The organism is Curvibacter sp. EU05-FHT14A10, from assembly GCF_058791075.1.
The window spans coordinates 147,686-160,540 of record NZ_JBYTDE010000015.1 but is presented as its reverse complement, the minus strand read 5'-3'; the positions used below and the strand labels follow the sequence as shown (position 1 = coordinate 160,540).

The following is a 12,855-nucleotide window of genomic DNA, read 5'->3' as shown; positions in this document are numbered from 1 at the left end:
ACTGCTGCCTCATCGCTGGACCTCGGGCCAGGCCTGAGCGCAGCGTCGCCGTCAAGATGGTGCGGCTAGCCGCTCACCCTGTTTGTGTAGTGGACGATCATTGGGGTACAGACCATTGGGTTTGGATTGGATTGGGTTCCACACTCATTCCCGGCTGGATTCGACACTGGGATCAATGAGCCACATGCAGTACGACGGTCACTGGTTGACGATGCAACTGAAGGCTACTGCTTGAAGACCGGGATATGCGCTCCGATTTTCAGGGGCAAAGGCGAAACTTCAGCGCTCCCTGCACCCAAGCACTCAGCGCAACTCCGCCTGCCAGAGATAGGGCAACTCGGCTATGCCCACATCACCGACCTGAAGAAGCACTTAAGAGCGTTCTGCCCATCGCTATTGCGCAGCATTCGATTATTGGATCATGCGATCTGAAATCGCTTGGAATAGATTCGTATGACACTGTGCGTCGAAGATGTCTCAAACCGATAGCAACGCAGCATTTCCAACGAAACACCGATTGATTTCCAGCGATTTCGAACAGAGATCAAGCCCGGGTCTTCGTCGATAACTGAGGCACTGGCAATTCGCTCGCCAGCGATGACGCCGAAATTCATCTCGGCTGACATGGCATAACAGTCACAAAACAGAAGTGTCACTTCGTCACCTTGAGGCCAGACAACGCGCAGCCGGACCTCGTCACGCTCTCCAGCAGCACGCCGATCTACCAAGAGTTCCAACAACTCAGCATCATGCCAAGGCAGTGAATTGAAGATGTCGCTCATGGATCAAACCCTGGATCTTTGTCGCCCGGTTTAGGGCTGTAGTGTGTGCCTTTGCTGTCCCGATGATAGTGCGAATAGTTCGGCCCCTTTTGCCCTGGCGGCGTTGGCGGGTCAATGCGAAGTCGTTCCTTGAATCTCCCTTCAACGACCTCGCCATAGCTACCGGCGCGATACGGGTTCTGAACATAACCATCAGGAATCTGATGCTTTGCGCCGGGAGGAAGGGCAACGCCATCCTTTGTAATATGAATCGCCTCACTCGAACTCTTCGCGAAAGTGCCCCCTACACTAGGTGCAACTGGTAAGGCGGTATCCACCGATGCACTGCCGCCCGCAAGCCCCGATACCGCCCCCAGCGCCGGCCCCAGTATCGCCCCATCTCCCGCCGCATCCAACACCCCAGCCACGCCTCGCCACTGCACCTGGCCCGTGCTCAGGTATTGCGTGGCCGCGTTGATGGCCCCGCTGATCGCCGCGTTACCCACGGTCCAGACCAGAGGGATCAGCAACACCGGCGATCGACCGTCCGGGTCCACGTACTTGAACGGGTTGTTGTTGGCGTAGGCGTAGCGATTGAAGCTGTGCACATCCTCCGGGTCCACCTCTTTGGGGTCCATGCCGATGAAACGGCCCAGCGCCGGGGCGTAGTAGCGCGCCCCCATGTAGCTCAGGCCCGTGCTGGGCTCATACAACTTGCCCGTGAACCAAAGGCTGTTGTTGGCGTTGGCAACGGCGCCACCCGAACCCGTGTTGACCGTGCGCTCACCGAAGGGGCGGTAGCTCTCCTTCCACAATGGCCGGCCTGTCGCGTCTGTGGCCATCAGGGGCGTGCCCGCAATGTCGTTGTGGAAGTACGTGACGGTGGGGGTGCTGCTGCCCGTGACCTTCAGGGTCATTGAGGGCGAAGTGCTGGAGGCCCAGGAGGGCGTGCCGGCGTAGCGGGCCACCAAGGTCCGATTGCCCACCACGTTGAACGAGGTGCTCAGGCTTGCCACACCGGCGTTCAGCGCGGCCGAGCCGAGTGTGGTGTCACCGTCCATGAACGACACAGAACCCTCGGCCTGAGGTGGATCCACCTTGGCGGTGAGGGTGACCGTGGCACCCACAGAGACCGGGTTGGGTTTTGCAGTCAGGCTGAGTGCGGTGGCGCAGGTTGCCGCAGGCGGGCATACGGTCTGCACCATGGCCGCCGAGGCACTGGGGGCGAACTGGCCATCACCACTGTAGGCGGCCGTCAACGGGTGACTGCCAAGCACTTTGAAGATGGTGCTCAAACGGGCGGCCCCTGCACTGACGGTCGCACTGCCCAGGCTGACGCCATTGTCCAAGAACACCACGGTTCCGGTGGCCTCAGCCGGGGTCACACGGGCCGTCAATTGGGTGGGGGCCCCCAGAGGAACCGGGTTGATGGAACTCGACAGCGTGGTGGTGCTGGCGGTGCTGCCTTGAGCCTGAACGACCTGATCGAGCACGACAGATGCGCTGGGCCCGTGGTTGGCATCGCCGGCATAGGAGGCCGTCAATGCATGGGTGCCGGCGGTGTTGAAATTGGTCATGAGCGACGCCAGCCCGCCCGTCAAAGGCACTGCGGCCAGCACAGTCGCCCCGTTCTTGAAGGTCACCTGCCCGGTGGCTTCGGGGGGGGAGACTCTGGCGTTCAAGCCGACGAGCCCCCCCACCGTTGCCGGGTTCGCAGAGGTGGTGAGTAGGGTCGTGGTGTCGGCAGCGACGACTTTCTGCACCCAGGCTTCAGAGGTGGCCGCAGCGTAGCCATCACCGCCCTGGTACCGGGCAGTCAACAGATGCTCGCCCACCGAGGCCAACCGCGTGCCCTGAGTCGCAAGGCCTGCCGTGAGCCGCGCCGTGCCCAGCGCGACGCCTTGACCCATGAAGATCACCTCGCCCGTCGCCTCTGGCGGGGTCACCTTGGCACTGAGCGTCAGCAATTGCCCGACCTTGATGGGGTCAGCCGCCCCAGTGATCGTGATGCGGGTGGCCAACGGACTGAGGGCCGTCAGATTCAGCACGTCGGACGTGCTGGGAGCATAGTTGGCCGTGCTGCTGAACCGAGCGCTCAAGGCATGCTCACCGACCGAATCGAGACGGGCATCGAGCGTGGCGACGCCTGCAAGAAGTTCAGCACTCCCAAGTGGGATGTCCCCATCCAAAAAGACGACCGTCCCTGGTGCTTTTGCCGGACTCACATGGGCTGACAGGTTGAAGACTCTCCCCACAGGCATGGAGCCAGCAGACGCCTTAAGGATGACCGAGGTAGGGCTGGGCGGATCTTTGAAAACCAGTTGCGCCAATTGAGGCGAGGAACCGGCCGAATGGTCGCCGTCACCGGAATAGCTCACAGTGAGGGTGTGAAGGCCCTCCGTATTGAATCGGGTGCTCAAGGTCGCGACACCGCCGATGATTGCGGCGGTCCCCAGCGCAATCGACCCGTCACTGAAGGCCACGGTGCCGGTAGCACTGGAGGGAGTGAGCACGGCTTTCAAAACGGTGTCCTGGGCGAGTTGGCTCGGGTTGACCGACGAGGTCAAACGGATCGAACTGGACGACTGCCCGACGGTGACATGAGCGACAGGTGAAGTGCTGGGGCCGTAAGCCGCCGTCGCCCCTGCAAACGATGCCGTGATGGAGTGAATGCCTGCCGTGTTGAGCTGGGTGCTCAACTGGGCCTGCCCCTCTGACACCGGCACAGCTCCCAGCACCAGACTGCCGTCGAGGAAGGTCACGGTCCCGGTTGCCATCGCAGGACTGACCTGAGCCGTTAATTGAAGCGGCTGTAAGACCTTGACGGTGTCGCTTGAGACCTTCAGTGACGTCGAAGTGGTGGTGGGGGATACGACGTTCACAGTCAGGGCATTCGAATCACCCCCCGCAAAATCGCCATCACCTCTGTAGGCGGCAGTCAGTCGATGCGCGCCCGATTGAGAGAACTTGACGTTGAAGGTGGCTATACCAGAGGAAAATTCGCCTGTACTGATCCAGGTATTGCCGTCGTAGAGGTAGACGATTCCAGTGGCGGATCGAGGGTCAATGTGGACCGCTCCGGAGTTGGGCTGAAGGTCCAGCTTGACCGCCAGAAGGTGGCTTTGCCCGACGATGGCGGGATCTCCGCTGGAACTCAAGGTCAGATTGGTCGGCCAGCCGTTGTAAACCGTCTGCTTCAGAGCGGACGAGCTTGTCGTCCAGGCTTTGGAGACAGGGGTGAAGGTGGCGGTGATGGTTCTATCGCCGACCCAGGACAGGATGCCGGCCTGGACAGTGCTCAAGGCAGCGATGCCATTGACCACCACGTTGGAGCCAATGTCGTAGAGGTCTGCTTTGAAAGTGACGTAGCCGTTGGCATTGGGGGGTGACACCTGGGCGGTCAAGGCAAATGACTGTTTGGTGAGAACAGGGTTGCGCGAGGATGTCAGCTGCAATGAGGTCTGAACAGGTTCGACAAAGCTGATCGACCAGGGGGGGGACGTGCCAGCCGCGTATTGGGTGGATCCGCTGTAAACCGCATGGGCTGTGTAGGTCCCTGGCCCCGGTGCCGTGAAGCGGGTCGCCGCATTGCCATTCATGTTGAGCGGAACGGTCGCGACAGCGGCGGAGTTCACGTAGAAGGTGAGCGTTCCTCCATCGGGGACGGGCGTGACACTGGTTGCAAGTGTCATCGGCTCGCCCAGTGCCTGCGGATTTGGGGTCGCAGTGACGGGCTTCACTGACGTCGGAGTCAACAGAGGCGGCAACGCCGAAACGGACAAGCTGGACAGCAAGGTGCCAGTCCAACGACCTGTATCCGTGGCAGGGGGGACCCCGGCGTGATTGCGCAACTCGAAGAAATTGCCTTCTGCGCCGACCCAGGGCCAGGTTTGGGTCTGCGTCCCCGGCCCTGAACAAGCCCACAACTGACCCGGTGCCGGGACTGTCTTCCAGACACAGGCCATCTGGGTGTTCTGTGACGACCAGGTGATTTGCGTCGAACACAGGGCCTGTCCTCTGAGAAGAACACAACGGCTTGGATTGGCCGACAGGCCGCCTGACACCTGCGCATGGACAAGGCCACTGAAGGCAATGATGAACATCACCAACAATGGCGCGAATAGGGACCGGAGGCCCGTGAAGAGCTTGTTCATGAGCGGTCCTCAATAACTTACTTTTTGGGCGATGCGCTGACGCCCCAGGTAGATGTATTCGGTCGTCGCCTGGGTGGTGGGCGAATAGCTCATGAGGAGCCGGTCTTGCCAGTCATGAAACTCGTAGGTCTTGACCCCCTCTTGGGTCACCAACACGCGGTGGCGATCTGGGTCATAGGCGTAGTCGATCCGGGCGCTGTGGTTGCACTGAACACATTTCAGGTTGGGGCTGTCGTCCCAGAGGTAATTGGAGTCAGACACCGCGCTGACGTTGCCGTAGGCGTCATATTGGAAGGTCTGACTCTGAGAGTCCATCGAGAGCGTCGTGAGGCGGTTGCTGCCGTCGTAGCCGTAAGTCCGGCTCAAACTGCCCCAATTGGCCTGCCTCAGATTGCCGGTCGCGTCATAGCCGACCCCACCAGCGCCCCATGGCCCGGAGCTGGTGATCAGCCGATTCATGGCGTCGTAGGTTGATGCACGATTGAAGATGGCATCGGCTGCGTCGCTGAGGGAGGTGAGGTTGCCGACGCCGTCGTAGACATAGCTGCTGTCGATACCTGCGCCGGTGAGGACGCCCACAACCTTCATGCTGCTGGGAAACAAGCGACTGTTCTGGCCGAAGCTGGTACGGCTGCCATTCAGGTAGGCGATCTGCTGCAGTTGGCCGGAAGGCCAGAAGGCCACCTGGCTGGCATAGCCCGAAACCTGGGTGGGTCGCCCAAGGGGGTTGGGCGCATAGTTCACCTGGCTGGCTGTTTTCGGGTAGGTGAGGGCGCTGAGTTGATCATTGCCGTCATAGGCGTAGGCGGCCGTCCAATTGAAGCCGTCGAGCGCCAGGGTTTCAGAACGGAGGTTCCTGTTGCTGTCGTAGGTGTAGGTCCGCGTGGCGACCGAGCTGACAGAACTGACGCGCTGATTCGCACGATCGTAGGTATGGGTGATGGCAGGTGTGCTTCCGGGATAGGTGACGCTGACCAGCCGGTTCTGGCCGTCATAGACGTAGCTGGTGACGCCTGAGGAGCCGACAGATCGCGAGATCATGTTGCCGGCCTCATCGCGGCCAAATTGTGTGGTCCCTGTTTCAGGGTGGATGGCGCTGATCAGGTACCCGGCACCGTTGTAGCCGTAGCTGCGCGTCAGACCTGCCTGGGTGATCGAAAGCACCTGATCCCGGGTATTTCGGGTGAGGCGAAGTGCGGAGCCCGTATCCGGAGGCGTCAACGCCATGAGGACACGATATTCCGGATCCCCATAGGATCGGTATTCACGGGACCAACTGTTGTTGCGCTCATCCGTGATTGTGTGGCGGCCTGGACCGAAGGCCACACCGATTCGAGCGCCATCGGCATGAGTGACTCCGATGACGCGGTCCAACGCGTCGTATTGATAGGAGGTACCGCTCCCCGAACCCGGGTTGGAGGCAAAGACGATCCGGCCCAGGCTGTCGACCCGGTAGGTGTGGCTGATGCCACCGCTCTCGACACCGATGGTCCGACCGAAGCCATCATGGCGGGTGACTTGCGTCAAGGCCCCCCGGGTCGCGGTTTTGCTCGTGGCGTCGTAGGTGATGGACACCGGGTTGCCCATCGGATAGCGGATCGAGGTCAGACGGCTGAGTGCGTCGTAGGCATAGCTGGTGCTGTGCCCATTGCCATCGGTCTGCTGGGTCACGTTGCCAAAGCTGTCCACGGTGCGGGACAGTTCAATGCCCTCGGGCTGGGATTCAGATTGCGCGATGCCGCGCAAATAGGAGCGATAGCTGTGCGTCTTGTTGCCCGGCAAGGTGACCGAGGCCACGTTACCTTGGGAATCGTAGCTGTAGCGCGTGCTGATGCCGTTGCGCGTCTCAAAGAGCAGATTGCCACTCGGATCAAAGCCTCGCTGAATCTGGACACCAGAACTGCTCTCATTCTGTCGTTGACGGAAGATCCATTTGTCCGTACTGACAAAGTAGCTGATGCTGGTGTTGCGGCTTCCGCCACCCGGACCGGTCTCGGACACTTCAGCTGGGTTGCCATAGCGGTCGAAGCTACTGTAGTTGGTGGTGTACGTTGCACCATCACGCACCACGACTTTTTGGCCCATCACTGGGGCAAGAACAGCACCAGCGTCAACTTTCAGAACAAACGCACCTGGCCGAAAGTTGTTTTGGCTGGATATCTTGATGGGTGTCCAACTGTAGGTTTCACTCTGCTGAGTACCAATGGTCTTGGACATCAGCAAGCCCACCATCCAGACCTTGCCAGAACTCGAAAAATTGGGGCCTATGTGTCGATATATGGCCAAGCCACCGGGCGAGTTGACGCTGGTGGTGTCGTATTGACCAGGTGCACCAGGCTGATAGCGAAAGCTCCAGTTGCCACCATCACTCGCGTTCTTTCGGGTGACCACATCGCTGCGACTCATTGGATTCGCCTGGGAATCGAAATAGACCCAGTCGTACCCATAGCTGACGGAGCCACCTTGGGGATAGACCATCGAGCGCATCAAGAAGCTGCCGGCAGCACTTGTACCCAGGTTGGCGTTGTAGACATAGCTCCAGCTGCGGCCATCAGGACGGGTGACCGAGCTCAATTGGTAGGTGTCGAGATAGCCCTCGATGCGGGTGTAGCTGTAGAGCCATGTCGCGCCGCCACTGGTAATGCTTGTGATGCGGCTGCCGGCCCGACCCAGGTCGGTGTAGTTGAAGAGGACCGTGCGGTTGTCGCTGCTCGTGACGCTTCTGATCTCAGGGCCCGCAGGGTTCACATAGCTGATGTTGAGCGTGTTGCCATTGCGATCGGTGATCCGGGTGGCGTACCAGGCGAAGGTGTTGTTGGTGCCACTCGATGCCCTCACCTGCTGGGTCATGTCGTAGCGCATGCCAGTGGGCGAGTAGACCGTCAGACCCATTCCGGAACCAGCGCAATCCGCACGCCAAAAGCGTGTGGACAGCAGCAGTGGAGAGACCTGTCCGGTGACCGCCAGAATCTGGCGACTGCCATCTGGTAGCTCGAGGACCGCATTGTTGGCGATCGTGGCCCCCTGGTAATTGCAGATGTTGGTGCCGACACGGAGCACCCTTCCGAAATGCAAGGTCCAGCCGACCCCAGCATTGCCGAAATAGGTCGCAGGGTTGCTGGTGTCCACCCCTACGCTGTTGTAAGAGCGAACGATGTCGATATCCAACCCGCCGTTGCCCGGAACACGCAAGTCGACAGCATGGATCTGCAAACTGCCGGTGAAGGGATCGATGTGTTCGTTGACGCTCTGGTTGAGGTAGTCGCGATTGGGATAAAGGCCTGGATCCTTGTAGAAATCGGGGACCACGCTTTGGGCACCGACCCACAACGGAAAGCAGAGCGCGAGGGTGAGCATCACACCGACCATCCAGGTCAGCAGTCGGCTCTGATGGTGATGGCATTGCATGAATCCCCCCCACAGGCAAATTGAAGGCAGTACGGCAGTCGGCCCGGAGATGACATGACCGCTTCATTCGAACGGAACGGGGCAGGCGTACTACGAAGACCCGGATCTGTCCGTCTTGGTTTGCCAATTTAGGAGGGGGGAGGCGTTACAGACTGCTGCGATTCCGTGACATCGTTCTCATCGAGATTGCAACAAGTAAGTTGGGCCCGCGATCGGTGCCGTTAGCTGGACAGACTGGGGCTCACCGAAGTCGCAAAAACCAGCGTCAGCGAAATCACGGATGCCCAGGCGCCGCCCTCAGCCGCGCCAGCGCCCCCGGCAGATCCGCCCAGGCGGGCTGCCCCGGCGCATAGCGCTGGCGCAGCCAACCCGCCAGTTCGACGATCTGGGTGTCGCTCAGGGCCTGGTCGAAGGCGGGCATGAAGCCCAGCTCGGCGGTGGCGGGCTCGCGCACGCCGTGCAGCAGGGTGCGCAGCAGGTTGTCGGGGCGTTCGCTGTGCAGCTTGCTGCTCAACGCCAGGGGCACGTTGGCGCCCAGCAGGCGCGGGCCGTCGCCGTCGTGGTGGCAGGCGGCGCAGGCACCTTCGAACAGGCGTTGCACCCGCCCCGGGGCCGGGGCCTGGGCGGCTGCGGTGGCCACCTGGCGGGCAGCGCGCTCAGGGGCGTCGGGCACGGCAGGGTTGAAACTGGCCAGGTAGGTGGCCATGGCGCGGATGTCGCTGTCGGGCAGGGCCTGCAGCTCGCGCACCACCGGGGCCATGTGGCCCAGGGCAGCGCCATGCTGGGCACTGTGGCCGTGGCGCAGGTAGTCGTACAGGGCCTGGCCTGTCCAGGGCACGGGGGCGCGCGACAGGCCGGTGAGGGCCGGGGCTTCCCAGCCGTCGATCAGGGCACCTGACAAAAACGCCGCCCCGCCCTGCTCGGCCCCCAAGGCGTTGCGCGGGGTGTGGCAGGCGCCGCAGTGGCCCAGGCCCTGCACCAGGTAGGCGCCGCGGTTCCATTCGGGGCTCTGGCCAGGCTCGGGCTGCCAGGGGCTGGGGTCATGGTAGAGCGCGTTCCAGCCCGCCATCAGCCAACGCTGGTTGAACGGAAAGCGCATCTCGGGCGCCGGGGTTTCGGCCCGCACCGGGGGTTGCGACATCAGCCAGGCGTACAGCGCGGTGAGGTCGTCATCGCTCATCTTGGCGAAGGCGGTGTAGGGGAAGGCCGGGTACAGGTGATGGCCGTCGCGCGACAGGCCCTCGCGCATGGCGCGCTGGAAGGCACTGAAGGACCAGCGGCCCAGGCCGGTCTCGGGGTCGGGCGTGAGGTTGCTGGTGTAGAGACGGCCGAAGGGCGTGTCCATGGCCCGCCCGCCCGCGTTGACGGCCCCGCCCGGCGCGGTGTGGCACACCGCACAGTCGCCTGCCGCGGCCAGCAGCCGCCCTCGCTCCAACGTGGCCGCGTTGTAGACCGAGGCCCCGCCTGTGCTCTGCACCGGTGCGATGGCCGGGCGCCAGCCCAGCACGCTGAGACCGAGGCCGACCCCCGCTGCCAGCAGCGCCCCCACACGGGCCCAGGGGCGACGCGGGCGTGGCAGCACGGCGTCCGGTGGCAGACCGGCGGGGGCTGGCAAGGCTGGAGGCAAGGCCTGGGGCGGCGTTTCAGCGCCCGCCCCAGGCCCGGTCGACGGCAAGGGGTTGAGCGCGGCACGCACCACCTCGGACGTGAAGGGCGGCGCCCGAAAGCGCACGCCGGTGGCATCGAAGATGGCGTTGGCAATGGCCGCCGTGCCGGGCACCGACGACGATTCACCGGCCCCCAGCGGGGCTTCGCCGGGGCGCGGCATGTGGACGATCTCGACCACCGGCACTTCGCGGAAGCTCAGGATGGGGTAACTGCCCCAGTCGCGGCTGGCCAGCACCGGCGCAGCCGCCGGAGCCCCCTCGGTGCGCAGCGGGGTCTCGAACTGCAGTTGCTCTTTCAGGGCCCGGCTGGTGGTCTGCACCACGTTGCCATGCACTTGGCGTTCGATGCCCGCGGGGTTGACCATGAGTCCCGCATCGTGCCCCACCACCACCCGGCGCACATGCACCTCGCCGGTTTGGCGGTTCACGTCCACATCGGCCACCCAGGCCGCCCAGGCGGCGCCGAAGCCGGGCCACTGGCTGTGCACATAGCGCGCATAGGCAAAGCCCTGGCCGTGCAGCCAATCGGGCTGGGCCGGGTCGGCCTGCAGGCGGGGGCCGGTGCGGGGCTGCCAGCCGGCCTTCTGCGCCGTGGCCTGCACCAGTTCGATGGCACGCGGGTCGCTCAGGTGCTGCAGCCGGTAGGCCACCGGGTCGATGCCAGCGGCGGCGGCCAGTTCGTCGATGTAGCTTTCGTGGGCAAAGGAGTTGGGCAGGGCCGAGACGCCGCGCAGCCATGAGGCACGGATCACGGGCGGCATGTCGTTCACCGCCACGCGCAGGTTGTCGTAGTCGTAGGGCGGGCGGGCCGTGCGGTCGCCCATCTCGTAGGCCTGGGCCGTGGGCTCGATGCGGCGGGTGAGCAGCAGCGCCAGCGTGGGCGCGCCATTGCTGGGGTAAGAGGTCTCGAAGTCGTAGGCGGCCACCGAGCCGTCGGCATTCAGGCCGCCGCGCACCTGCATGAGTTGGGCCGTGCCCTTGGGCTCCCAGAGATGCTCCTGCTCGCGGGTGAGCTGCACGCGCACCGGGGCCCCCACGGCCCGCGACAGCAGGGCCGCATCGGCGGCCACGTCGTCGGCGCCGTTGCGGCCATAGCAGCCCGAGGCCTCCAGGCGAACCAGGTCGATGTCGACATCGGGCAGTTCCATCAGCCGGGCCAGGTCGGCACGCAGCACATGCGGGTTCTGGGTGCCGGCCCACACGGCCAGGCGCGGGCTGTGCCCCGCCGGCTGCCAATGGGCCACCGCACACGAAGGCCCCAGCGAGGCATGCAGCTGGTAGGGCCAGACATAGGTGCGCGGCATGGGCTGGGCCGCCTGTGCCAGGGCGGCCTCCACATCGCCTTCATCGACCAGGCGGCGCTGGGTGGCCGGGTTGTTGCGCAGCGCCTGCTGCACCGCCTCGGGGTGGCCCAGATCAGGCAGGCCGGGAAAGGGCTTCCAGCGCACGCGCAGCTCGCGCAGGGCCTGCTCGGCGTGCTCCTCGCGCTCGGCCACCACGCCCACGAAATCGCGGATCACCACCACTGCCCGCAGGCCCGGGATGTGGGCTACCGAGGCCTCGTCCACCGACTCCAGGGTGTTGCCGATGAAATCACCGTGGTCGGCGCCCGCATAGGGCGGGCGCAGCACCCGCCCATGCAGCATGCCGGGCAGACGGAAGTCATGCACGAAATCACCCTCGCCCCGCACCTTGGCGGGGATGTCCACCCGGGGCACGGATTGGCCAACCAGGCGGTAGTCGGCGGCCGGCTTGGTGGGGGTGGCCGGGTCCAGCCGCAGCGAGGCCTGGCGGCCTTGCAGCAGCCGGCCCAGGGGCCAGGCCTCGGTGAGGCCGGGCCCTTGCAACAGACCGTCGCGCAGGGTGAGGGACTCGGGCGGGCAACCCGCTTGGGCCGCGGCCTCGGCCAGCAGCCAATGGCGGGCCTGGGCGGCGGCCTGGCGCAGTGGCTGGGCATGAATCTGCAAGGTGGCACTGGCGATGGTGGCGCCCTGGTTGGGCGCCCGCGTGGTGTCGCCCAGCACCATGTGCACGGCGGCCATGGGCAGGTCGAGTTCTTCGGCCACGATCTGCGCCAGGGCGGTGCCGATGCCGGTGCCCAGGTCAACGTGGCCATTGAGCGCGGTGACCGAGCCATCGTCCCACACGGCCAGCAGCAACTCGGGGCCTTCGGCGGGGTTGCTGGGCACGGACAGAGGTTGGCCTGGCGTGGGGGTGCGGGGCGGCGGCGGATCGCGCCAGACCAGCAACACGCCCTGGGCGGCAAAGTAATCGGCGCGGTGCTGGGGGATCTCGGCGCGCCGGGTCAAGGGCCGGGGCGGGGTCATGGGCAGTGTCATTCATCCACCCCAGCGCCACGCAGCAGCACCGCAGCGCGCTGCACCGCGCGCACGATCTCGACATGGGTGCCGCAGCGGCACAGGTTGCGCGAGAGTTCACGCCGGATGGCGGCCTCGTCGGGGTCGGGCTCACGCGCCAGCAGGGCCGCCGCCATCATGACCATGCCGTTGAGGCAGTAGCCGCACTGGGCCGCCTGTTCGTCAATGAAGGCCTGTTGCACCGGGTGCAGACCCGCCGCGTCCGAACCAGGGGCCAGCCCCTCCAGCGTGGTGATGCGGCGCCCGGCCACGCCCTGGGCCGGGATCACGCAGGCCCGTGCCGGCACGCCGTCCACCCACACGGTGCAGGCGCCACACTGGCCCAGGCCACAGCCGTACTTGGGGCCATTCAGGCCGAGGTCGTTGCGCAGCACGTGCAGCAGGGTGGCCTGGGCCGAGTCGGGCAGGGTCACGGCCTGGCCGTTGACCTCAAGAGCGGGGGTGGGCATGGCAGATCTGGCAAGCGGGGCAGAGGTGATAGCAGCCG

General features: G+C 64.3%; 5 protein-coding genes. All 5 read right to left on the bottom strand.

Annotation, left to right across the window (positions count from 1 at the left end; all coding sequences use genetic code 11):
* Positions 1–419 precede the first annotated feature (419 nt).
* Positions 420–782: a hypothetical protein gene (locus AC3WUT_RS23965; protein WP_492349584.1), complete on the bottom strand. Its 363-nt coding sequence runs from the start codon at positions 780–782 to the stop codon at positions 420–422.
* Positions 779–4,915, bottom strand: a complete 4,137-nt coding sequence (locus tag AC3WUT_RS23960; protein WP_492349583.1) for an Ig-like domain repeat protein — start codon at positions 4,913–4,915, stop codon at positions 779–781. Before AC3WUT_RS23960 ends, AC3WUT_RS23965 begins: the two co-directional genes overlap by 4 nt.
* 9 nt (positions 4,916–4,924) lie before the next feature.
* Positions 4,925–8,323: a hypothetical protein gene (locus AC3WUT_RS23955; protein ID WP_492349582.1), complete on the bottom strand. Its 3,399-nt coding sequence runs from the start codon at positions 8,321–8,323 to the stop codon at positions 4,925–4,927.
* 274 nt (positions 8,324–8,597) lie between these two features.
* Positions 8,598–12,317 carry a molybdopterin cofactor-binding domain-containing protein gene (locus AC3WUT_RS23950; protein WP_492349581.1) on the bottom strand — a complete coding sequence of 1,240 codons (3,720 nt, stop codon included), beginning with the start codon at positions 12,315–12,317 and terminating at the stop codon, positions 8,598–8,600.
* A gap of 8 nt (positions 12,318–12,325) precedes the next feature.
* Positions 12,326–12,817, bottom strand: a complete 492-nt coding sequence (locus AC3WUT_RS23945; protein ID WP_492349580.1) for a (2Fe-2S)-binding protein — start codon at positions 12,815–12,817, stop codon at positions 12,326–12,328.
* Positions 12,818–12,855 lie beyond the last annotated feature (38 nt).

Bases quoted from the DNA above. Each gene is read 5' to 3' on its own strand.
- AC3WUT_RS23950 (WP_492349581.1), bottom strand. From the start codon at position 12,317: ATGACCCCGCCCCGGCCCTTGACCCGGCGCGCCGAGATCCCCCAGCAC.
- AC3WUT_RS23960 (WP_492349583.1), bottom strand. From the start codon at position 4,915: ATGAACAAGCTCTTCACGGGCCTCCGGTCCCTATTCGCGCCATTGTTG.
- AC3WUT_RS23965 (WP_492349584.1), bottom strand. From the start codon at position 782: ATGAGCGACATCTTCAATTCACTGCCTTGGCATGATGCTGAGTTGTTG.
- AC3WUT_RS23945 (WP_492349580.1), bottom strand. From the start codon at position 12,817: ATGCCCACCCCCGCTCTTGAGGTCAACGGCCAGGCCGTGACCCTGCCC.
- AC3WUT_RS23955 (WP_492349582.1), bottom strand. From the start codon at position 8,323: ATGCAATGCCATCACCATCAGAGCCGACTGCTGACCTGGATGGTCGGT.